Below are 22,261 nucleotides of genomic sequence, written 5' to 3'. Positions count from 1 at the left end.
CCTTACCAGATCCTTTTCCCTACCGTTTCCGGTCGGAATTTCGTTTCCGGTGGCCATTGGAAGGCCTTTTGCCTTTCGGCGTGATTCCGACTTTAGCAGATTCTGCCGGGTCGAATTCCCACCCTCACTTTTGGTTCTTCCGCGACACGAAGACCGCGGGTTCCCCGTTCAGGTGAGCCGTAAACGTACTGGACGGCCGCGCCCCGAGGCAAATCGAGCTCGGGTGCGGCCGTCCGGGTACGGCAGGGGCGTCAGACCTCGACGACCACGGGGAGGATCATCGGGCGTCTGCGGTAGCTCTCGGAGACCCACTTGCCGATCGCACGGCGCACCAACTGCTGGAGCTGATGGGGCTCGCCCACGCCATCGGCCGCGGCCTTGGCCAGGGATTCCTCGATCTTCGGCGCCACGGCGCTGAAGGCCGAGTCGTCGATGCCGGTGCCCCGGCCCTGGATGTGCGGGCCGCCGACGATCTTGCCAGTGGTGCTGTCCACCACCACGAAGACGGAAATGATGCCCTCGTCCCCGAGGATCCGGCGGTCCTTGAGCGAGGACTCGGTGACGTCGCCGACCGAGAGGCCGTCCACGTACACGTATCCCGCCTGCACCTTGCCGACGATCTTGGCGATGCCGTTGACCAGGTCGACCACCACACCGTCCTCGGCGATGACCACCCGGTCCTTGGGCACTCCGGTGAGCGCACCGAGTTCGGCGTTGGCCCGGAGGTGCCGCCATTCGCCGTGCACCGGCATGAGGTTGCGCGGCTTGCAGATGTTGTAGAAGTACAGCAGCTCGCCCGCCGAGGCGTGGCCCGAGACGTGCACCTTGGCGTTGCCCTTGTGGACGACGTTGGCGCCCCACCGAGTGAGGCCGTTGATCACCCGGTACACCGCGTTCTCGTTGCCCGGGATGAGCGAGGACGCCAGGATGACCGTGTCGCCCTGGACGATGCGGATCTGGTGGTCCCGGTTGGCCATCCGGGAGAGCGCGGCCATCGGCTCGCCCTGCGAGCCCGTACACACCAGCACGATCTCGTCGTCCGGCAGGTCGTCCAGCGCCCGTACGTCCACCACGAGCCCCGGCGGAACCCGCAGGTAGCCCAGGTCGCGGGCGATGCCCATGTTGCGGACCATCGAGCGGCCGACGAAGGCGACGCGCCTGCCGTACTCGTGTGCCGCGTCCAGGATCTGCTGGATGCGGTGCACGTGGCTGGCGAAGCTCGCCACGATGATGCGCCGCTCGGCGCTCGCGAACACCTGGCGCAGCACGCCCGAGATGTCGCGCTCGGGGGCGACGAATCCGGGCACCTCGGCGTTGGTGGAGTCCGAGAGCAGCAGGTCGATGCCCTCCTCGCCGAGCTTGGCGAAGGTGGGCAGGTCGGTGAGGCGACCGTCCAGCGGCAACTGGTCCATCTTGAAGTCGCCGGTGTGCACGACCATGCCCGCCGGGGTGCGGATGGCGACCGCGAGCGCGTCCGGGATGGAGTGGTTGACCGCGACGAACTCGCAGTCGAAGGGGCCGATGCGCTCCCGGTGCCCCTCGGTCACCTCCAGCGTGTACGGCCGGATGCGGTGTTCCTGGAGCTTCGCCTCGATCAGCGCCAGCGTCAGCTTGGAGCCGATCAGCGGGATGTCGGGCTTCTCGCGGAGCAGATACGGCACCCCGCCGATGTGGTCCTCGTGCCCGTGCGTGAGGACGATGCCGTCGATGTCGCCGAGGCGGTCACGGATGGACGTGAAGTCCGGCAGGATCAGGTCAACTCCGGGCTGCTCCTCCTCGGGGAAGAGCACTCCGCAGTCGACGATCAGCAGCCGTCCGCCGTACTCGAAGACGGTCATGTTGCGGCCGATCTCGCCGAGACCGCCGAGCGGGGTCACGCGCAGGCCGCCCTTGGGGAGCCTCGGGGGCGGGCCGAGTTCTGGATGCGGATGACTCAAAAGACTCTCCTTACCACGCGCGCCACATGTCCTCTGCTCCACTGGGGCGCAGAGAGGCACGTGGCGCGGGTGTCATTCGTGCACTTGCAAAGGGCCGATATTCGGTTGTGAAGTCTGTGGTTAGAGCTGTACCCCACCGGCGGCGAGATCTCGCTTGAGCTGCTCGGTTTCCTCCGCGGACAGCTCGACGAGCGGCAGCCTGAGCGGGCCGGCGGGCAGCCCCTGGAGGGTGAGCGCGGCCTTGGTGGTGATGACGCCCTGGGTGCGGAACATGCCGGTGAAGACCGGGAGCAACTGCTGGTGGATCTCGGTCGCCTTGGCGACGTCCCCGGTCAGGTGCGCGTCGAGGAGGGCGCGCAGCTCGGGGCTGACCAGGTGGCCGACGACGGAGACGAAGCCGACGGCGCCGACCGAGAGCAGCGGGAGGTTCAGCATGTCGTCGCCCGAGTACCAGGCGAGGCCGGAGCGGGCGATGGCCCAGCTCGCTCGGCCGAGGTCGCCCTTGGCGTCCTTGTTGGCCACGATGCGGGGGTGCTCCGCGAGCCGGACGATGGTCTCGGTGCTGATCGGGACTCCGCTGCGGCCCGGGATGTCGTACAGCATGACGGGCAGCTCGGTCGCGTCGGCGATGGCCGTGAAGTGCCGGAGCAAACCCTCCTGCGGCGGCTTGCTGTAGTACGGGGTGACGGCGAGCAGGCCGTGTGCGCCGGCCGCGGCTGCGGCGCGGGCCAGGCCCACGCTGTGCCGGGTGTCGTTGGTGCTGGCCCCGGCGACGACGTGCGCCCGGTCGCCCACCGCCTCGACGACGGCTCGTACGAGCTCGGCTTTCTCCGCATCGCTGGTCGTGGGTGACTCGCCGGTGGTGCCGTTGATGATGAGGCCGTCGTTGCCCGCGTCCACGAGGTGGGCGGCGAGGCGCTGGGCGCCGTCGAGGTCGAGCGCGCCGTCAGCCGTGAACGGCGTGACCATGGCGGTCAGCACGCGCCCGAAGGGGGTCTGCGATGGGGAAGTCGGAGCCATGGGCACCACGCTACTCGCAGCACACCCTGGCGTGCTCCCTCGGGGGACGGTCGGTGTCGGACAAACCCGAGCGAAATGCAACGCGAGAAGGTCACACTTGCACCGCGACGGGACATCAGAGGGGAGGCACCGGCACTGCCTGCTCGGGGGTTCAGACAGTGCCGGGCCCATTGGTCAGCCTAGATGAATAGGCTCAAAAGTCGCAATCTGGACAGATCGCTAGGGCTGGAACCCCGCCGCGGGGCGCCTGGGGCGGCCTTCGGGCTCAGGGGGCGACCCGGCCGTTGGCGTTGAACGCAGCGTGGGTGAGTGGCATCAGCCGGGCCCACTCGACCTCCATGAGTTCACCCACCATTTCGATCTCGCGCTGCGGGAAGGACGGCACGGCCGCCTGTTCGTGCTGGGTGCGCAGGCCGAGGAAGTGCATGAGGGAGCGCGCGTTGCACGTCGCGTACATCGAGGAGTACAGGCCGACGGGGAGCACCGCACGGGCCACCTCGCGGGCGACGCCGGCGGCCAGCATCTCCTGGTACGCCTCGTACGCGTGCGCGTAGGCGTCCGTCATCACCTTGCCGGTGAGCTCCTGCTGGGCCTGGGTGCCTTCGACGAACCGGTACTTGCCGGGGCGGCCCTCCTGCACCAGCTTGCGGGACTCGTCGGGGACGTAGAAGACCGGCTGGAGCTCCCGGTAGCGGCCCGATTCCTCGTTGTACGACCACCCGACGCGGTGCCGCATGAACTCGCGGAAGACGAAGATCGGGGCGCTGATGAAGAAGGTCATCGAGTTGTGCTCGAAGGGGCTGCCGTGCCGGTCCCGCATCAGGTAGTTGATCAGGCCCTTGGAGCGCTCGGGGTCCTTGGTGAGCTCGTCGAGGGACTGCTCGCCCGCCGTGGAGACCCGGGCGGCCCACAGCACATCGGAGTCGGCGGCGCTGTGCTTGACCAGCTCGACGGTCATGTCACTGCGGAAACTCGCCGTAGCGCGCTTCGCGGCGGTGTCGGTCACTGCGGGTCCCTCTTCCAGTTGCTTCGCTCGGGCGGCGCCCAGCTTACGGGGCAGCACTGACAGTCCAGGCGCATACGCCCCGTACAACGCTTGCACGACAAAACGGACCCTGATGGTCGAGGGCGGTGCGACGGTTGATATTTTCGTGTAAGCGGCCGAAACGGGCACGTATCGGGTCGCTCAAGCGTTTCCCGGACAACGACATCGGCCCCGGCCCGGCTGGACACCGCCGCACACGGCCCGAAATTGAGGAGAGCAGCCACGATGTTCCGACGGCGAGAGTCCGTGCCCTTCGCCTTCGTCGCCGAGGCCGACCGGTTCCGTGACGACGTGGCGCCGCCGCCCAAGGAGCCCTCCACGCCGGGCCAGATAGCGGGGCGGACGCTGATCGGGCTGACCATAGCGGCGGGCTTCGTGGGCGCGCTGCTGTTCGGGCTGCCGTCGCTGGACACGCAGTCACACCCGACGCAGCAGGTACCCCGCTCCGAGGCGGCCGACGGGCGCTGAAGGTAGCCTCACCCCCGCACAGCCGAGTGTGCTGGTGAGTGAGGACGAGCCCGTGCCTTTGACCTTTCTGACGGCCGACCGCGAGTTCGACGAGGCGGCGGCCGGGCCACTGCCCCTGCCGTACGAGGACCGCGAACAGTGGCGCCGCCCGTACCGGCCGGGCCCGTGGCGCGTGGGAGTGGCAGCCGTACTGTTGCTGCTCGCCTCGTTCGTGCTGCTGTCCGCCACGGTCATCGCCCTGGCCGGGTCGCTGCCGGGGGCCGGCGTCTGCGTGGCCATCGCGGCGGTCACCATCCTCAGCGCGGTGCGCTCCCTGCGGGTCGGCGTGTGGGTGAGCCGGCACGGGCTGCGGCACACCGGCTTCCTGTCCACCACGACGCTGGCCTGGACCCAGGTGGGTGGCGTACGGACCCGGCAGCAGCCGGTGAAGCTGCTCGGCCTGCCGCGTACCGTCCAGGGACAGGCGCTGGTGATCACGACGGCGGGCGGGGACGTGTTGCGCACCCTGGTGACGGACCACAACAGCGATTTCCTCGGCCGCGGCCCCGCCTTCGAGCGCGCGGCCGACGCCGTCGAGGCCTGGGCGGCCGAGCACGCGTAGGGGGAACGGCCCCACGGGGCCGCGCGCCACGGAGCGTGCGGTGGGGAGCCCGCTCGCGGACCCGGCACACGATTCGGGGGGCGGCGTGCGAGATGGGGCGTGCGAGACGGTCTTACGAAACGGTCTTACGAAACGGGTGGGACGCGCCGGTGGGGGCGCTGCGGAGCGCGCGGCGCTGGGCGCCACGGAGCGCATGGGGCAGCTCGTAGAAGTGGCTCGCGCCTGTGACCGAGTGGGGCGCCTGGGATTTGCCTGCCCGGTGCAGCGGTGATGCGGGGCAATCGTGTGGCGGGGCGGGGTCTCGCGACGGGCGTCGCGGTACGCCCCGGAGCGCAGCGCGCGGCGGGTGGTCTCCGGGGCGGTGCATGGTGCTGAGCAGCGCGGTCTGGGACGCTACGGAGCGTACGGCGCAGCGCGCGCAGGCCGTCGCCCGCCGCCGACCCGTGCACCTCGCGCCCCCGTACTCGGCTGGACCCCACGCTCCGCGTCCTGCTCCTCAGCACCCTCATGCCACACGCTCGCTCCCGCCCCCACCAGCCCCGTGCCCCGTGCGGGGCCGTACGCCCCGCGCCCCGTGCCCCGTGCCCCGTCACCGGTGCCGGTGGGTGGGACGGAGGAGGCGGGACAGGGGCCGGGGACGGGGCGGAGTGGACCGGGCCACGTATCGGGGCCGTCGCCGTCATGAGGCGTGCGGGGCGGGGCTCCGTACGGAGGCGTCAGCCGCGTACCGGCTGGCCGTCGTGCAGGTTGATGGCGCGCTGCATCGCTTTGCGGGCCCGCGGGGTGTCCCGGGCGTCGTAGTACGCGATCGCCAGCCGGAACCAGGTGCGCCAGTCGTCCGGGGCCGCCTCCGTCTCGGCGCGGCGTTCGGCGAAGACCGCGTCCGCCGCTTCGCGGTCGATCCGGCCGCCGGGGGTACGGGCCAGGTCGTCGACCGGTAGCGCCCCTTCGGCCTCAAGTTCCTTGGCCAGCCGGCCGGCGGAGCGGGCGAACTTCGTGCTCTGCCACAGGAACCAGGCGCCGATGGCGGGCAGCACCAGCACGCCCACGCCGAACGAGACGGTCAGGAGCGTGCCCTGTTGGATCAGGAGCACGCCGCGGCTGCCGACGAGCACGAAGTAGACGATCAGGACCGCCGCGAGGGCGAAGTAGGTGATCTTTGCGCGCACAGTTCTCAGTCCAGGTCCAGGAAGTGTTCCAGCCCGAAGGTCAGGCCCGGGGTCGTCACCACGCGCCGCACGCCGAGCAGGATGCCGGGCATGAAGGAGCTGTGGTGCAGGGAGTCGTGCCGGATGGTCAGCGTCTCGCCGGTGCCACCGAGCAGGACTTCCTGGTGGGCGAGGAGCCCGCGCAACCGTACGGAATGCACCGGCACGCCGTCCACGTCGGCCCCCCGCGCCCCCTCCAGTGCGGTGCTCGTGGCGTCCGGCTGCGGCGGGCTGCCCGCCTCCCGTCGGGCCGCCGCGATGAGCTGCGCGGTGCGGGTCGCGGTGCCGGACGGGGCGTCCGCCTTGTTGGGGTGATGCAGTTCGATGACCTCGACCGACTCGAAGAACCTGGCTGCCTGCTGCGCGAAGCGCATGGTGAGGACGGCGCCGATGGAGAAGTTCGGGGCGATGAGCACGCCGGTCTCCGGGGAAGCCGCCAGCCACTCCCCCAGCCCGGCCAGCCGCTCGTCGGTCCAGCCGGTGGTGCCGACGACGCCGTGGATGCCGTTGCGTACGCAGAACTCCAGGTTGTCCATGACCGCGTCCGGGTTCGTCAGCTCGACCGCCACCTGGGCACCGGCCTCGGTCAGCGTCTCCAGCCGGTCGCCGCGCCGCAGCGTGGCGACGAGTTCCAGGTCGTCGGCCGCCTCGACCGCTCGTACGGCCTCCGAGCCAATGCGGCCTCCGGCTCCGATCACGGCTACGCGCAGCTTGCTCATCTGTGTGGCTTTCCTTCGCTCTGGCGAGTGGGTGGGGCCGCGGGCCTACCGGCTGGCACCGGACGGGGCGGCGATGTGGGGGGCGAGGACGGATAGACCGGTGGGTGCCCCGGTGGGGGCTCCGTCCGCGGAGGACGGAGCACGGAGCGCCGGAGCGGAACCACGCGGCACGACCAAGTCCCACCCCCGCAGGATACGGAGCACAGAGCGCGCCCCCTTCCCCTCCCCACGGAGCCACAGGTGCGGAGCCACGGAGGACGGAGCCGCGGGGCCACAGAGCGCGCTGGGCCCGCCCCGTAGCGGCTCCGTGTCGGGCCCGCACTGCCCACTCCTGCCCCACACCTGCCCGTACCGCCCCGTACGGACCATGACCAGAGTCACAGGCCGTACGGGGCGGTGGGTCAGGCCACCACCTCGTCGAGCCGGCTGGCCTGCTTGTCCTTCAGGGGGCCGATCACCGACAGGGAGGGCCGCTGGCCCAGGATCGTACGGGCGATCTCGCGCACGTCGTCCGCGGTGACCGAGGCGATCTGCTGGAGCATGTCGTCGACCGACATCTGGTCGCCCCAGCACAGTTCGCTCTTGCCGATGCGGTTCATCAGTGCGCCGGTGTCTTCGAGGCCCAGCACCGTGGAGCCGGAGAGCTGGCCGATGGCCCGGCGCAGCTCCTCGTCGGTGAGCCCCTTCTCGGCGACCTGGTCGAGTTCGTCGCGGCAGATCCGCAACACGTCGTGCACCTGGCTCGGGCGGCAGCCCGCGTACACGCCGAACAGGCCGCAGTCGGCGAAGCCGGAGGTGTAGGAGTACACGCTGTAGGCCAGGCCGCGCTTCTCCCGCACCTCCTGGAACAGGCGCGAGCTCATGCCGCCGCCGAGCGCCGTGTTGAGCACGCCGAGCGCCCAGCGCCGGTCATCGGTGCGGGCGATGCCGGGCATGCCGAGGACGATGTGCGCCTGCTCCGTCTTGCGGGCGACCAGGTCGACCCGGCCCGCGGTGCGGATCGCCCGGCTGCCACCGCGCGGCGCCATCGGCGTGACGTCCTCCCGCTCCAGCGCCCCGGCCCGGTCGAAGGCAGCCCTGACCTGGCGTACGACCCGCGCGTGGTCGACGTTGCCGGCGGCGGCGACGACCAGGTGGGTGGGGTCGTAGTGCTTGCGGTAGAAGCGGCGGATGCGGTCGGCGCTGAGCGCGTTGACGGTGTCGACGGTGCCGAGGACGGGGCGGCCCAGCGGGGTGTCACCGAACATGGTCTGCGCGAACAGGTCGTGCACGCAGTCGCCCGGGTCGTCCTCGGTCATCGCGATCTCTTCGAGGATGACGCCGCGTTCGGCGTCCACGTCCGCGGGTTCGATCAGCGAACTGGTCAGCATGTCGCAGACGACGTCGATGGCCAGCGGCAGGTCCGAGTCGAGCACCCGCGCGTAGTAGCAGGTGTACTCCTTGGCCGTGAACGCGTTCATCTCGCCGCCGACCGCGTCGATGGCGGCCGAGATGTCCAGTGCGCTGCGCCGCTCCGTGCCCTTGAAGAGCAGGTGCTCCAGGTAGTGCGTGGCGCCGCCGAGCGCCGGCGTCTCGTCCCGCGAGCCGACGTGCGCCCAGATGCCGAAGGTGGCCGACCGCACGGAGGGCAGCGTCTCGGTCACCACGCGCAGCCCCCCGGGGAGGGTGGTGCGACGCACCGTACCGATGCCGTTCTCGCCCTTGAGGAGGGTCTTGGTGGTGGACCGGGTACGGGCGACGGCCCGCCCCTCGGTGGAGGGGCGGGCCGTCGCACGGTGCGATCCGCCCGAAGGGGAAAGCTGCATCACTGGGCGGCTTCGTCCTTCTTGTCGTCGCCGTCCTCGCCCTCGATCACGGGGATCAGGGAGAGCTTGCCGCGCTGGTCGATCTCGGCGATCTCGACCTGCACCTTGGCACCGACGGCGAGCACGTCCTCGACGTTCTCCACGCGCTTGCCACCGGCGAGCTTGCGGATCTGCGAGATGTGCAGCAGGCCGTCCTTGCCCGGCAGCAGCGACACGAACGCGCCGAAGGTGGTGGTCTTGACGACCGTACCCAGGTAGCGCTCGCCGACCTCCGGCATGGTCGGGTTGGCGATGCCGTTGATCGTGGCGCGGGCGGCCTCGGCGGCCGGGCCGTCGGCGGCACCGATGTAGATGGTGCCGTCGTCCTCGATCGTGATGTCGGCGCCGGTGTCCTCCTGGATCTGGTTGATCATCTTGCCCTTGGGGCCGATGACCTCGCCGATCTTGTCCACCGGGATCTTGACGGTGATGATGCGGGGCGCGTTCGGGGACATCTCGTCCGGGACGTCGATGGCCTCGTTCATCACGTCGAGGATGTGCAGGCGCGCGTCCCGGGCCTGCTTGAGCGCGGCGGCCAGCACCGACGCCGGGATGCCGTCGAGCTTGGTGTCGAGCTGGAGCGCGGTGACGAAGGTCTTGGTGCCCGCGACCTTGAAGTCCATGTCACCGAAGGCGTCCTCGGCACCGAGGATGTCGGTGAGGGTGACGTAGTGCGTCTCGCCGTCGATCTCCTGCGAGATCAGACCCATGGCGATGCCGGCGACCGGGGCCTTGAGCGGCACACCGGCGTTCAGCAGCGACATGGTGGAGGCGCAGACCGAACCCATCGAGGTCGAACCGTTGGAGCCGAGCGCCTCGGAGACCTGGCGGATGGCGTACGGGAACTCCTCGCGCGTCGGCAGCACCGGCACGAGCGCCCGCTCGGCGAGCGCGCCGTGGCCGATCTCGCGGCGCTTGGGCGAGCCCACGCGGCCGGTCTCACCGGTGGAGTACGGCGGGAAGTTGTAGTTGTGCATGTAGCGCTTGCGCGTCACCGGCGACAGCGTGTCGAGCTGCTGCTCCATGCGGAGCATGTTCAGCGTGGTGACGCCCAGGATCTGGGTCTCGCCGCGCTCGAACAGCGCCGAGCCGTGCACCCGCGGGATCGCCTCGACCTCGGCGGCGAGCGTACGGATGTCCGTCACGCCACGGCCGTCGATGCGCTTCTTCTCCTTGATCACGCGCTCGCGGACCAGGCTCTTGGTGAGCGAGCGGTACGCGGCGGAGATCTCCTTCTCGCGCCCCTCGAACTGCGGCAGCAGCTTCTCGGCGGCGACGGCCTTGACGCGGTCGAGCTCGCCCTCGCGCTCCTGCTTGCCGGCGATGGTCAGCGCCTGGGCCAGCTCGCTGCGGACGGCGGCGGACAGCGCCTCCAGGACGTCGTCCTGGTAGTCGAGGAAGACCGGGAACTCGCCGGTCGGCTTCGCGGCCTTGGCGGCGAGGTCGGACTGCGCCTGGCAGAGCGCCTTGATGAACGGCTTGGCTGCCTCAAGACCGGCGGCCACGACCTCCTCGGTGGGGGCCTCGGCGCCGTCCTTGACGAGCTGGATGGTCTTCTCGGTGGCCTCGGCCTCGACCATCATGATCGCGACGTCGCCGTCGTCCAGGACCCGGCCGGCCACGACCATGTCGAAGACGGCGTTCTCCAGCTCGGTGTGGGTCGGGAAGGCCACCCACTGGCCGTTGATCAGCGCGACCCGGGTGCCGCCGATGGGGCCGGAGAAGGGCAGGCCGGCGAGCTGCGTGGAGCAGGAGGCGGCGTTGATCGCGACCACGTCGTAGAGGTGGTCGGGGTTGAGCGCCATGATCGTCTCGACGATCTGGATCTCGTTGCGCAGGCCCTTCTTGAAGGACGGGCGCAGCGGGCGGTCGATCAGGCGGCAGGTGAGGATCGCGTCCTCGGAGGGGCGGCCCTCACGACGGAAGAAGGAGCCGGGGATCTTGCCGGCTGCGTACATCCGCTCCTCGACGTCCACCGTCAGGGGGAAGAAGTCGAGCTGGTCCTTCGGGTGCTTGGAAGCCGTGGTGGCCGACAGCACCATGGTGTCGTCGTCCAGGTAGGCCACCGCGGAACCGGCGGCCTGACGGGCCAGACGGCCCGTCTCGAAGCGGATGGTGCGGGTGCCGAAGCTGCCGTTGTCGATGACGGCTTCGGCGTAGTGGGTCTCGTTCTCCACCAGGGAAATCTCCTCGTCTGCGTCCCTCGTCCGGGTGACGGGGGACGGGGGTGGAGGAGCGCTCGTGCCGCTAGGTTCCGGCGGCCGGGCCGGTCTTCGATCGAAGCCACCGGAATTGCCAGTTCCGGGAGCCACTACCGAGGACCGGCGCCTGCGGCCTCGTTTCGGCGGAAAGAGGGCGCTCCCCCTCGTTCGTTATGGCGTTATGGGACCAGACTACAAACCTTCAGCCGTCGCCACGACGGCTGAGACGTCCGTCCGGGAGACCGCCGCCGCGACGTGGTGCCGCGTTTCGGTGGCCTCGGGTCCCCGCTGCGTCGGGCGTACCGCTCGCGGGGAGCGCGCCCGCCGGGGCGGGGTACGGGCCGCGGTGCGGCTCCGTACGTCTAGGTGGGGGTCCCGATGGGGACCCTATGGGGTTCTCGTCAGCGCCACGGACGTGGCAACTCGTGGCGCCGTCCCGCGGGGCGTGTGGCCCGCGGTGGGCCCGGTGATCGGGTCGGGCCCGGGCGGCCGGGCGATCGTCGTCACGGGGCGCGGCGCGGGCCCTGCTGATTCTGGCCGCCGACCGGCCCGTTGTCTGCTGGTTTTCCGCAGGTCCCCACTCGTTGCCGCTGGCCACGGCGCCTGATGCAGGGGGACCGGTGATGTGTGCCCCACCGCACCGGCCGGGTGAGCGGCCGATGGCGCGCCCTGTGCCGTACTGCGGTACGGCGGGAGACGGCGTACCTGCCGTACGGGACCAGCCTCGGGTACGCGCTGTGTCGCGCGGGCGTCGGCCCGGTTCGGCCAGGAACGGCCCGCGCCCGCATCGTCGCCGTACCGGGCCGCTGCCGGTCGCACCAGGTGCGGGCGGCCGGCGCACGGCCTGGTGCCGGCCTGACGGTGACACAGCGCCGGTGCCTCGACGAGCCAGGGCCGCGTGACGGCCGTCCAGCCCCGTGGGGCGCACCGTGGTCAGCCGGTGGAACAGAACCCCGGCGCCGTACGGAAGACCCGTTACGGTCACCCTTCCGGGTGAGCGCCCCGTGCCCGTACGGCGAAGGAGCGGCCCCCAGTCGCGGGAACCGCTCCCTCCACGGCGAACTACTTGGCGCCGGCCGCACCACGGCGGATGCCGAGGCGCTCGACGAGCGCACGGAAGCGCGTGATGTCCTTCTTGGCCAGGTACTGCAGCAGGCGGCGACGCTGACCGACCAGGAGCAGCAGGCCACGACGCGAGTGGTGGTCGTGCTTGTGCGTCTTGAGGTGCTCGGTCAGGTCCGAGATACGGCGCGACAGCAGGGCCACCTGCACCTCGGGGGAGCCGGTGTCACCCTCCTTGGTGGCGAACTCGGACATGATCTGCTTCTTCGTTGCGGCGTCGAGCGACACGCGTACTCCTTCAGGAATCTCGATTTGGCCACCGAGTGCCCCCGGTCTCAATCGCGGGGGATCTTCCATGACTCGGAAGGCGGGGTCCGCTGAGCGCTGATTCCAGATCCTCCGGAAACGCGTACACACACGGCCGTCACACAGCGTACCAGCCACTTCGGAGGGCCCGGACCGCGGCTGGGCGGGGGCTGGGGTGGGGGCGCGAGGTGGAGCTGGGGCTGGGAGCCGGCGTGGGCTGGTGGTGGGCGGGCGCGATGGTGCCGGCTGAGTCCGCACCGGTTGTGCCGGCACGGAGCGGACGGGGCTACGGGGCGCCGCGGCGTCGTGCGGGGCACGGGGCACGGGGCACGGGGCACGGGGCACGGGGCACGGGGCACGGGGCACGGGAGAGCCTCGCGCGCGGGGGTTGGCGATGGGGACGGGGCTGCGGACCACGCGCGCGAAGAGCGCGAGGAGGAAGAGCAGCGCTGCGAGGCCCCGCACACGGGGCACAGCACGGTGAAGCCTCGCGCGCGAGGAGCGGGCAACGGTTCGGCTCGGGGCGACGAGGAGGAGTGCGGTAGGGCGCCCCGCTCCGGGGCCGCGCGGCGAAGCCCCGTGACGGGGCGTCCGCGCATCCGCGTAGGCGCCGCTTGGGCGCGTATGGGGCCGCGACCCGCAAGCCCCATGCCCCACGCGGCCCCACAACAGGCGGGCGCCGCTGCGGGGCTGCGCGTGCGGTCGTGCGGGGCCGCGTGGTGGGCTCCGTGATGGCGCTGCGGCCTGCGCTAGCCGCTCGTCATGCTCCGCGCCTCGTTGTAGACGTCGAGTACGGCCAGGCACAGCGGTACCAGCGACAGCAGCAGCGCGCCCTCCAGCAGGTCCGAGACGCGGCCCCAGAAGGGGGTCAGCCCCTTCGCTGGGATGATCAGTCCGAGTGCCACGATCAGCGCCGTCCCGGCGGCGATGGCGCCGGCGATCCAGACGGTGCGGACGTCCAGGCCCGTCCGGTCGCCGCTCAGCAGTTCCTGCCTCAGGTGCTCGGGAGTGTGCAGGGCCAGCCCGAGGAGCAGGACGCCGATGGCGGCGATGCCGGCCACGAGGACGCAGGCGACCTGGGCGGTGTACCGGAAGAGGCGGGCGCGCAGCAGCATGGCCGCGCCCGCGGCCAGCGCCAGCACCTGTGCCCACCGCGCGTCGGAGAAGCCCAGCACCGCCGCAGCCCCGATGACGACCACGCTGCACCCGCCGACCAGGCCGAGCAGCAGCTCGTGCCCGCGTCGCGCCTGGGCGGCGATGCGTTCGGCGTCGACCGGGTCAGGTGAGGGCGGGTCGTCGGGGTCGGCGTCGAAGTCGATGCTGGCCGCGCTGTACGGCGACGCGTAACCGATCGGCAGCCGCGCGACGCGGGTGGAGAGCCCCGGCAGGAAGGCCAGCGCGCCGATCGCGACCGGGGCGCACACCGCGGCGGCGTCCGTGGCGGAGGCGTCGGCGAGGATGGCGCAGAACACCGCGAGGACCCCCACCGTCGCGGCGAACGCCGTGGCGACGAACGGCGCGTCCCCGTCCGGCGTCAGCGCGACGAGCAGCACCGAAGCCACCAGCACGCAGGTGCAGCCGAGGAGGAACTGGAGCCGTCCCGGCCCCTCACCCGGGTCCGCCGCGATCACCCCGGAGCCCGCGATCAGCAGGTGGGGCATGGCGCCGAGACCGAGCGCGACGGCCGACGCGCGATCGTCGTACACCCGCGCCCGCACCCCGGCCAGCGCCGTCAGCAGCACCGCGGTCACACCGGCGACGATGCCCGGCAGGCCGTGCATGGAGTGCCGTTCGGGGTCCGCGTACCAGAGCACGAAGCCCATCATGACGAGCAGCAGCACCCCGCCCGCCAGCCCCGCGGTGCGCAGCATGTCCTCGCGCCACAGCAGCCGGTCGCGCGTGACGGCGGTCGCCACTGCGTCGGACACGTCGTCGAAGACGGCGGGCGGCAGGGAGTCGGCGAACGGGCGCAGGCTGAGCAGTTCGCCGTCCAGTACGCGTTGTGCGGCCAGGGTGCGGGCCCCGTCGAGGACGGTGCCGTCACGGCGCAGCAGGTGGTAGCCGGTGGGCGTGCCCGGGGGTTGGGTCTGGCCGGACAGCCGGAGGATTTCGGGGTAGACGTCGGCCACCGCGATGTCGTCGGGCAGGGCGACGTCGATGCGGCTGTCGGGAGCAACGACGGTGACGCGGCAGTAGCCGGTCGTTGCGGTCGAACTCACCAAGGGACCCTTCTGTTTGACCTGTGCCGGACAGATGCGCGCCGGGTCACCCTACCGAGCTTGATGTCAGAGCGTGTCAGTAGGATCACTCATACGAAACGAGAGTCCGGCGCCGCGGGACCATGCGTCCTCATTTGTCTTAATGTGCCGGCGTTCTACGGGGGTTGGTGGACCGGTGAGTCAGATCGTCGTCAAGCGCCCGCCTCGGGCGCTGCCCTCCGACGTGCCGTCGGAGGAGCTGCGGCTCGAACCGCCGCCCGAGTTACCCCGCGGCCAGCAGGAGGGCGTGCTGATGCAGCTCCTGCCGATGCTCGGCATGGGCTCGTCGGTGGTGTTCTTCTTCATGCCGGGCACGCCGCCGTTCATGCGCGTGATGGGCGCGCTGATGCTGGTCTCCACGGTGGGCATGGTGGTCGCCCAGTTCGTGCGCTACCGCCGGGGCACCCAGGGGCAGTTGGCCGACGTACGGCGGGACTACCTGAAGTACCTGGCGCAGACCCGGCGCCAGATCCGGCGCACCGCACGCGCGCAGCGCGACGCCCAGTTCTACCTGCACCCGGCGCCGGACCAACTGTGGGCGCTGGTCGCGGAGGCGGGCGCGCGCTCGTCGGGCGACGCGCCGAGCCGGGTGTGGGAGCGGCGGATCAGCGACCCGGACTTCGGGCAGGTGCGGGTCGGCCTCGGCGCACAGCAGCTCGCCACGCCCCTGGTCACCCCCGACACCGCGCCGGTCGACGAGTTGGAGCCGCTGTCGGCCGGTGCCATGCAGCGGTTCGTGGCCGTGCACGGGGCCCTGGACGGCCTGCCGATGGCGATCTCGCTGCGCCGGTTCTACCACCTGACCCTTTCGGGTGAGCCCCGCGCCGCGCACGGCCTGGCGCGGGCGCTGGTGGCCCAGTTGGCGGCGCTGCACTCGCCGGATGACCTGCTGGTCGCGGTGGTGGCGGCGCCGGGCGCGGTGCAGCGCTGGGACTGGACGAAGTGGCTGCCGCACACGCAGTTGTCCGGCTCCGTGGACGGGGCCGGCACGAAGCGGCTGTTCGGCGACGACCTGGGTGAGCTGGAGGAGTTGCTCGCCGGGCGGCTGGACGGGCGCCCCCGGTTCAACCGCGACGGCCAGCCGCTGTTGGACCAGCCGCACCTGGTGATCGTGCTGGACGGCGGCATGGTCCCGCCGGACTCGGTGTTCGCGGCGCCCGAGGGGTTGCAGGGCGTCACCGTCGTCGAGGTGGTCGCCGGCGAGTTGGACGAACTGCGCGGCGGTCTCTCGGTGGAGGTGCAACCGGGGCGGCTGCGCCTGGACTCGGGTGCCGGCGTGCGGTACGAGGGGGTTCCCGACGCCCTGTCCCCGGAGGCGGCGGAGGCGCTGGCGCGCCAGTTGGCGCCGCTGCGCATGGGCAGCGGCGACGATGACGAGCCGCTGCTGGCCAACTTGGACTTCACGGACCTGCTGGGACTCGGCGACGCGGCTTCGGTGGACGTCACGCGCACGTGGCGCCCGCGTACCCAGTCCGAGCGGCTGCGCGTGCCGATCGGCGTGGGCGAGGACGGCCAGCCCGTGATGCTCGACCTCAAGGAGGCGGCGCAGGAGGGCATGGGACCGCACGGCCTGTGCGTCGGCGCGACCGGTTCGGGCAAGTCGGAGCTGCTGCGGACGCTGGTCCTCGGGCTCGCGGTGACGCACTCGTCCGAGACGCTCAACTTCGTGCTCGCCGACTTCAAGGGTGGTGCCACCTTCACCGGCATGTCCCGCATGCCGCACGTCTCGGCGGTCATCACCAACCTGGCCGACGACCTGACCCTGGTCGACCGGATGGGCGACTCCATCCGCGGTGAGCTACAGCGCCGCCAGGAACTGCTCCGCGCCGCCGGCAACTTCGCCAACATCCACGACTACGAGAAGGCGCGCGCCGCGGGCGCCCCGCTGGAGCCGCTGGCCTCGCTGGTCCTGGTGATCGACGAGTTCAGCGAACTGCTGTCCGCCAAGCCGGACTTCATCGACATGTTCATCCAGATCGGCCGCATCGGCCGCTCCCTGGGCGTGCACCTGCTGCTGGCCTCGCAGCGGCTGGAGGAGGGGCGGTTGCGCGGCCTGGACACCTACCTGTCGTACCGGATCGGCCTGCGCACGTTCTCGGCGGCCGAGTCCCGTACGGCGCTGGGCGTGCCGGACGCCTACCACCTGCCGTCCGTCCCCGGTTCCGGGTACCTGAAGTTCGGCACGGAGCAGATGACCCGGTTCAAGGCGGCGTACGTCTCCGGCGCGTACCGCACGGCCGTGACCGCGTCCCCGGACGGGCCGCTGCCCATCGAGCGGCGCCCGGTGCCGTTCACGGCCGCCCCGGTGCCGATCAGCTACGGCCCGCCGGACCCGCAGACCTCGCCCGCGGGGCCACGTACGGGCGAGGACCCGCTGGTGGACACGGTGCTCGACGTGATCGTGCGCCGGCTGGAGGGGCAGGGGCAGCCGGCCCACCAGGTGTGGCTGCCGCCGCTGGACGAGGCGCCGCCGCTGGACCAGTTGTTGCCGCCGCTGGCCACCGCGCCGGAACGGGGCCTGCACGCGGGCGGGTACCAGCGCGCGGGGGGCCTCACCGTCCCGCTCGGCCTCATCGACAAGCCCTTCGAGCAGCGCCGGGAGGTGCTGTACCGCGACTTCTCCGGCGCCGCCGGCCACCTGCTGGTGGTGGGCGGCCCGCAGTCCGGCAAGTCCACGCTGCTGCGCACGCTGATCGCCTCGTTCGCGCTCACCCACACCCCGCAGGAGGTGCAGTTCTACGGGCTCGACTTCGGTGGCAACGGCATGACGGCCGTCGCGGACCTGCCGCATGTGGGCGGGGTCGCCTCGCGGCTGGACCCGGAGCGGGTGCGGCGCACCGTCGCCGAGGTCGCGGGCGTGCTCGCGCGCCGCGAGGAGTACTTCCGCGCCCAGGGCATCGACGGCATCGCCTCCTACCGCCGGCAGCGCGCCGCGGGGCACCTCCCGGACCAGCCGTGGGGCGATGTGTTCCTGCTGGTCGACGGCTGGGGGGCGTTCAAGCAGGAGTACGACATGCTGGAGGGCGTCGTCACCGACATCGCGGCCCGCGGCCTGGGGTACGGCATCCACGTCGTGATCACCGCGTCGCGGTACATGGAGCTCCGGGCCAACCTCAAGGACCAGCTCCTCAGCCGGCTCGAACTGCGCCTCGGTGACGCGCTGGACTCCGAGTTCGACCGCAAGGTCGCCGTCAACGTTCCGGCCGGCGTCCCCGGCCGCGGCCAGGTGCCCGAGAAGCTGCACTTCATCGCGGCGCAGCCGCGCGTGGACGCGATCAGCGATCCGGTCGGCCTCGCCGACGCCACAGCGGCGCTGGTGCGCGGCGTCACCACGCACTGGTCGGGCCCGCACGCGCCCGCGGTCCGGCTCCTCCCCCGCCGGCTCCCCTCCGACCGGCTCCCCAAGGGCTTCGAGTTCCCCCAGCAGGGCATCGCGATCGGCATCGACGAGACCAACCTGGAGCCGGTGTACGTCAACTTCGAGACCGATCCGTTCTTCCTCGTCTTCGGTGAGAGCGAATCGGGCAAGACGGCGCTGCTGCGTCTGCTCGCGAAGCAGATCACGGAGCGGTACGGGCCGGACGAAGCGATGATCGTCGTCGGCGACTACCGCCGCTCGCTGCTCGACGCGGTCCCCGCGGAGCGCCTGCTGGAGTACGCGCCGGTCGCCACCGCCCTGCAAACCCACATGGACGCCATCGCGACCGTGATGGAACGGCGCGCACCGACCTCCGACGTCACCCCGCAGCAGCTACGGGACCGCAGTTGGTGGACGGGGCCGCAACTGTTCGTCGTGATCGACGACTACGAGCTCGTCTCCACCAGCAGCGGGAACCCACTGGGCGGGCTCACCGAGCATCTGCCGTTCGCGCGCGACGTCGGCATCCGCTTCATCATCGCGCGCAACTCGGCGGGGGCCTCCCGCTCGTCCTTCGAGCCCTTCATGCAGCGCATCAAGGAGCTCGGTGCCCAGGGCGTCGTCCTCTCGGGCGACCGGGCCGAGGGGGAGGTCCTGGGCAGCGTGCGCCCGCGGGCCCTGCCTCCCGGCCGGGGCGTCTTCGTCTCGCGCCGCCGAGGTACCCCACTGGTCCAGTTGGGCTGGCTGCCGGAGAACTGAGCCACGGCCGGACGGGCCTGCGCGGCAGCCAGACGCCGGGGAGGCTCGCACATGACGGTGGGGGGGGGGGGGGGGGGGGGGGGTGGGGGCCGGATGTCCGGCCCCCACCCCGCACGGTCTTCTCCTGCGGCCTTCTCCTACGGCTCCGGGCTCCGCCCGCGTACGCCACACACGTACGCCACGCGCCCAGGCCCCACGCCCCATCGGACCCGCCGGGCCAGCGGCCGTACCGTGCGGGCCCTTCGGCGCTCCAGGGTCACGCCCGCACGGGTCTCACATGCGGAACTGGGCCGCGGCTGCCTTGTCCGTGGCGCGGTACCCCTCGGTGGCGTCGTCGAGCGCCCGCGCGATCTGGTGCAGCGTGCTCGTCAGCTCGTTGACGGAGGTGTTCCACTGCGTCTGGGTCTCGTGGAAGGCGACCTGCGCGTCACCCTCCCAGGTGGCGACGACCCGCTCCACGCGCCGGTGCAGTTCGTCGAGCTCGGTCTTCAGGGTGTTCGCCGTCGTACGGACGTCGTTGGCGGCGGTGGTCACGGTTTCGTACGTGACGAGAAGCGACATCTTCTCTCCTTGGTTTCGGTTCTACGGTTTACGGCTTCTCGCCGGTCAGGCCATGTCGAGAATGCGGCTCTGGCCGCCGCCCTCGCCGCCCTGCATGTTCTTGAACTTCTGCAACTGGTCCAGTTCCTGCTGCGAGAACCCGTCGCGGCTCATCTTCATTGCCTGCTCGATGAGAACCAGCAGCTCCCGAATCTTCCGGGCGTGCAGGTTCACACCGCTCTGCAACTGGTTGTACGCGCCGGCAGCCGAGCCCTTCCACCCCGACTCGATCCGGTCCACCACGCCGTTCAACGACCGGATCTTGGTCTCCAGCGAGCTCTCCATCAAATCCAAGTCAGTGATCAGTTGCGTGAGCTCGGCCTCGGTTACCTTCAGGTTTCCAGCCATTACGCATTCCCCTCCGTTGGACGTGCTCTTACTGTGCGTTTCTGCTTTTCGTTCGCGCTGTACGACCGTACGACTGGCATCCGCGAGCTAGGCACTCGACTGAGGGCGGCGCCGTACGAAAAAGACGACCGCGCCCAGCACCACCACACCGCCCCCCATGCCCAACGCCGGCCACAAAAACCCGGAGCCCCCGTCCCCACTTCCCGAGGAAGCAAGCCCGTCGACAGCACGGTGGGCATCTTCGGATTCAGCTCTCCGAGTGGCCTCCCCACTCGGCGCCGTCGCGACGGGAGTTGGCCGCTCCGCCGGCTTCTCCTCCTTCCCCTTTTCCGCCTCCCGCGGCATCAGCGGATTGACATCGGGCTCCCCCGGGTCTCCCTTGCCATCGATCAGCACCTGACCGGGACGAATAATCCCGTACCCGATGTACTGGCTCGGCACCTTGCCCTTCGGCTTACTCGCCGTCTGCATCATCACGCGGAGGACCTGGTTATTAGTCCACGTCGGGTGCTTGGACCAGATGAGAGCGGCAGAGGCGGAGGCCAGGGCGGTGGCGGCGCTGGTGCCCTCCGACCTACAGAGGCCCTGGCCGTTGTCGCACCTGGCCGGGATGTCCACTCCAGGGGCTGCGAGTTTGACTTGAGGCCCAAAATTCGAAAATCTGGCGACTTTCCCCGCGCGATCGACGGCAGCGACACCCACCACCCCAGGGCTACTCGCTGGGTAGCCTGCGACGTTACCTTCCTTAGCGCTGTTGCCCGTTGCCGCGAAGATCAGCAAACCCTTACTAAGGGCATAAGCTACCGCCTCGTGCAAGCTCTGCTGCTCACTGCTCGACAGGTCCGAAACCCCTTGCGAGAAGTTAATAATCCGCGCCCCGTGGTCCGCAGCATACTTAATGGAACGGATCCAGGTTTTCACCGAGAAATCGAACACTGAATGATTCCGATAGCCGGTTTGCAAGGAAATAATGCTCGCCCCGGGGGCCAAACCCTGCACACCACCCGAAGCCCCCGTACCCGAAATGAGTGAGGCCATGAGCGTTCCATGGCCGTTCCCATCACCACCGTCTGGCGGCGGTTCACCGGCAAAGTTCTTACTGCCGACGACCCGTCCACGTAGTTCAGTCACCGGGTCGACTCCGGAGTCAACGACGGCGACAGTAACTCCCTTACCGGTAGCTACCGTCCAGAGCTCCCTGGCCGACATTGCGTCAAGATGCCATTGCCGCTGCTGAAAGTCGTCCGCCACGGCTGGCGGAATCCCTAAAGCCACCCCAATCCCTACGAGCAGAATCAGATGGGTCGCACATCGCCACCAACGGGTCAGCAGAAGTAACATCTAAGCCTATTCTCCTGGTCGTGACGGAGGGCCACTCTATTCAACGGTTGGTGGAACGGTGTCACGCCCTAGGGGCCATTCAGGACCTTCGCCCTTCCGCTCTTCTCGCGACCTCCGACGACCACCCCGAGATGCTGACGTCGTGCCCGATCCTCGAATCAACCCCGCTCCCCCAGGCGTGAATTCGGCATCACGTGCTGAGCCATTTCGGTGCGTAGCTGCCGTACCTCCCGGCTCCATGGCCAGGCCTGGCCCTCGTCTGCTACCCCCGCGCTCTCCCGTGCTTCCCGGGCCACCGACCGGCATGCCGCCAGCTACACCGGAAAGCGGCCCACGGACGGGACCACTCCGCTCCTCACCAGCAACCCCACGCAGCGAGTTCGCCGCCGCAGGCGGCGCCCCTACACGAGGCGCCTGCGGCCTACTGTGGCCACCACCATGCGGCCCTCCACCACTAACCGCCGGCGGCACGCTCCCCACCGACGGCACTCCGCCCCTCGCAACACCCCGCCCCGTAGCCACCGACTCCTCCCCCACAACCAACCCGCGCGACGACCGCCCCACATCCGACACACCACCCGCCCCCTGCCGACGCCCACCTGAAATGCCCGGCAGATCAGTCAAGTTACGGCGATCCACCCCCGCAGCCGACCGCACCTGCCTGACAGGGCCCTCGGAAGACCTCGAAGGCAGCACCGGAGGACGCTGCTCATCAACCTCAGGCACCCCTGGGAGGCTCGGCCGCCGATACGCAGGCGGAGCCTCCACACGGCTGGGCAGCAGGGGAAGCCCCTGCTCTGAAGACCGCGCCGCCTCCCCAGGAGGTACAACCACCGAGGTCGCATCACGACCGACCGAAGGCGCCCCCTCCAAAGCATCAAGCCCCATGCCTACACGCGAGGTGGTCGCACTCCCAACCCCAACCCGCCCACTACCCGAATCCCCAACACCCCGATCCGCTCCAGGCCCCGAAACCTGTGCGAGCGGGGTACTTCCCGCTGGAGATGGCTGCACGCCAGAGGCCGAGTCAGACCTGTAGGGCGTCCCAATTTCAGCCTCCCGTCCATCACCCCGCAGTAGCTTAAATTCAGGCTCGGGGGTTGCCTCAATATCCTCCTTCGCCGCCCGGTAATACGAGGACAGCCGCTCCATCTGATGAATCGCCTGCTCCAGCTTGACCGTGCCA

The 22,261-nt window shown here is 70.4% G+C and carries 15 protein-coding genes; 3 read left to right on the top strand and 12 right to left on the bottom strand.

Features of this window, described 5'->3' with window-relative positions; translation table 11 throughout:
- Positions 1 to 251: 251 nt before the first annotated feature.
- The 3 genes from ACMA1D_RS31455 to thyX form a co-directional block, all read right to left on the bottom strand.
- Positions 252 to 1,937 (bottom strand): ribonuclease J, encoded by a 1,686-nt coding sequence (locus ACMA1D_RS31455; RefSeq protein ID WP_349993575.1) that lies wholly within the window; start codon positions 1,935 to 1,937, stop codon positions 252 to 254.
- A 120-nt stretch (positions 1,938 to 2,057) separates the two neighbouring features.
- Complete coding sequence (gene dapA / locus ACMA1D_RS31450) at positions 2,058 to 2,957, bottom strand: 4-hydroxy-tetrahydrodipicolinate synthase (RefSeq protein WP_349993574.1); 900 nt, start codon at positions 2,955 to 2,957, stop codon at positions 2,058 to 2,060.
- Positions 2,958 to 3,222: 265 nt separating this feature from the next.
- On the bottom strand, positions 3,223 to 3,915 hold the full coding sequence (gene thyX / locus ACMA1D_RS31445) for an FAD-dependent thymidylate synthase (RefSeq protein WP_414727388.1): 693 nt from the start codon (positions 3,913 to 3,915) through the stop codon (positions 3,223 to 3,225).
- 312 nt (positions 3,916 to 4,227) lie between these two features.
- Between thyX and ACMA1D_RS31440 the strand changes: the two genes are divergently transcribed.
- Entirely contained in the window at positions 4,228 to 4,470 is a 243-nt protein-coding gene (locus tag ACMA1D_RS31440) for a hypothetical protein (RefSeq protein ID WP_349993573.1), read from the top strand.
- Positions 4,471 to 4,522: 52 nt separating this feature from the next.
- Positions 4,523 to 5,071: a hypothetical protein gene (locus tag ACMA1D_RS31435; protein ID WP_414727385.1), complete on the top strand. Its 549-nt coding sequence runs from the start codon at positions 4,523 to 4,525 to the stop codon at positions 5,069 to 5,071.
- 716 nt (positions 5,072 to 5,787) lie between these two features.
- Here the strand turns inward: ACMA1D_RS31435 and ACMA1D_RS31430 are convergent.
- The 6 genes from ACMA1D_RS31430 to eccD form a co-directional block, all read right to left on the bottom strand.
- Positions 5,788 to 6,240: a hypothetical protein gene (locus ACMA1D_RS31430; RefSeq protein ID WP_349993571.1), complete on the bottom strand. Its 453-nt coding sequence runs from the start codon at positions 6,238 to 6,240 to the stop codon at positions 5,788 to 5,790.
- A 5-nt stretch (positions 6,241 to 6,245) separates the two neighbouring features.
- Complete coding sequence (dapB, locus tag ACMA1D_RS31425; protein ID WP_414727384.1) at positions 6,246 to 6,998, bottom strand: 4-hydroxy-tetrahydrodipicolinate reductase; 753 nt, start codon at positions 6,996 to 6,998, stop codon at positions 6,246 to 6,248.
- 401 nt (positions 6,999 to 7,399) lie between these two features.
- Complete coding sequence (locus tag ACMA1D_RS31420; RefSeq protein ID WP_414727383.1) at positions 7,400 to 8,803, bottom strand: M16 family metallopeptidase; 1,404 nt, start codon at positions 8,801 to 8,803, stop codon at positions 7,400 to 7,402.
- Positions 8,803 to 11,019, bottom strand: a complete 2,217-nt coding sequence (locus ACMA1D_RS31415) for a polyribonucleotide nucleotidyltransferase (protein WP_414727382.1) — start codon at positions 11,017 to 11,019, stop codon at positions 8,803 to 8,805. Before ACMA1D_RS31415 ends, ACMA1D_RS31420 begins: the two co-directional genes overlap by 1 nt.
- A gap of 1,086 nt (positions 11,020 to 12,105) precedes the next feature.
- The gene (gene rpsO / locus ACMA1D_RS31410) at positions 12,106 to 12,393 is read right to left on the bottom strand and encodes a 30S ribosomal protein S15 (RefSeq protein ID WP_030288085.1); all 288 of its coding nucleotides are present in this window, start codon (positions 12,391 to 12,393) and stop codon (positions 12,106 to 12,108) included.
- A 767-nt stretch (positions 12,394 to 13,160) separates the two neighbouring features.
- Positions 13,161 to 14,630 (bottom strand): type VII secretion integral membrane protein EccD, encoded by a 1,470-nt coding sequence (gene eccD, locus ACMA1D_RS31405; protein WP_414727381.1) that lies wholly within the window; start codon positions 14,628 to 14,630, stop codon positions 13,161 to 13,163.
- Between the two features lie 175 nt (positions 14,631 to 14,805).
- On the opposite strand from eccD, the gene eccCa reads away from it, so the two are divergent.
- Positions 14,806 to 18,786, top strand: a complete 3,981-nt coding sequence (gene eccCa / locus ACMA1D_RS31400) for a type VII secretion protein EccCa (protein ID WP_414727380.1) — start codon at positions 14,806 to 14,808, stop codon at positions 18,784 to 18,786.
- 273 nt (positions 18,787 to 19,059) lie between these two features.
- On the opposite strand, the gene ACMA1D_RS31395 is transcribed toward eccCa, so the two are convergent.
- The 3 genes from ACMA1D_RS31395 to ACMA1D_RS31385 form a co-directional block, all read right to left on the bottom strand.
- A complete protein-coding gene (locus ACMA1D_RS31395) occupies positions 19,060 to 19,347 on the bottom strand; it encodes a WXG100 family type VII secretion target (RefSeq protein WP_414727379.1) in 288 nt (95 codons plus the stop codon).
- Positions 19,348 to 19,392: 45 nt separating this feature from the next.
- Entirely contained in the window at positions 19,393 to 19,734 is a 342-nt protein-coding gene (locus ACMA1D_RS31390; RefSeq protein WP_414727378.1) for a WXG100 family type VII secretion target, read from the bottom strand.
- 87 nt (positions 19,735 to 19,821) lie between these two features.
- Complete coding sequence (locus ACMA1D_RS31385) at positions 19,822 to 21,075, bottom strand: S8 family serine peptidase (RefSeq protein WP_414727377.1); 1,254 nt, start codon at positions 21,073 to 21,075, stop codon at positions 19,822 to 19,824.
- Positions 21,076 to 22,261 lie beyond the last annotated feature (1,186 nt).

Source organism: Streptomyces sp. 796.1, from assembly GCF_047525675.1.
In the GTDB taxonomy this organism is placed as follows: Bacteria; Actinomycetota; Actinomycetes; order Streptomycetales; family Streptomycetaceae; genus Streptomyces.
Note: the sequence above shows the minus strand (reverse complement) of the source record. Positions and strands in the feature narration are given on the sequence as shown.

Bases quoted from the DNA above. Each gene is read 5' to 3' on its own strand.
- ACMA1D_RS31390 (WP_414727378.1), bottom strand. From the start codon at position 19,734: ATGGCTGGAAACCTGAAGGTAACCGAGGCCGAGCTCACGCAACTGATC.
- dapA (WP_349993574.1), bottom strand. From the start codon at position 2,957: ATGGCTCCGACTTCCCCATCGCAGACCCCCTTCGGGCGCGTGCTGACC.
- ACMA1D_RS31395 (WP_414727379.1), bottom strand. From the start codon at position 19,347: ATGTCGCTTCTCGTCACGTACGAAACCGTGACCACCGCCGCCAACGAC.
- ACMA1D_RS31385 (WP_414727377.1), bottom strand. From the start codon at position 21,075: ATGTTACTTCTGCTGACCCGTTGGTGGCGATGTGCGACCCATCTGATT.
- ACMA1D_RS31440 (WP_349993573.1), top strand. From the start codon at position 4,228: ATGTTCCGACGGCGAGAGTCCGTGCCCTTCGCCTTCGTCGCCGAGGCC.
- thyX (WP_414727388.1), bottom strand. From the start codon at position 3,915: ATGACCGTCGAGCTGGTCAAGCACAGCGCCGCCGACTCCGATGTGCTG.
- ACMA1D_RS31420 (WP_414727383.1), bottom strand. From the start codon at position 8,803: ATGCAGCTTTCCCCTTCGGGCGGATCGCACCGTGCGACGGCCCGCCCC.
- dapB (WP_414727384.1), bottom strand. From the start codon at position 6,998: ATGAGCAAGCTGCGCGTAGCCGTGATCGGAGCCGGAGGCCGCATTGGC.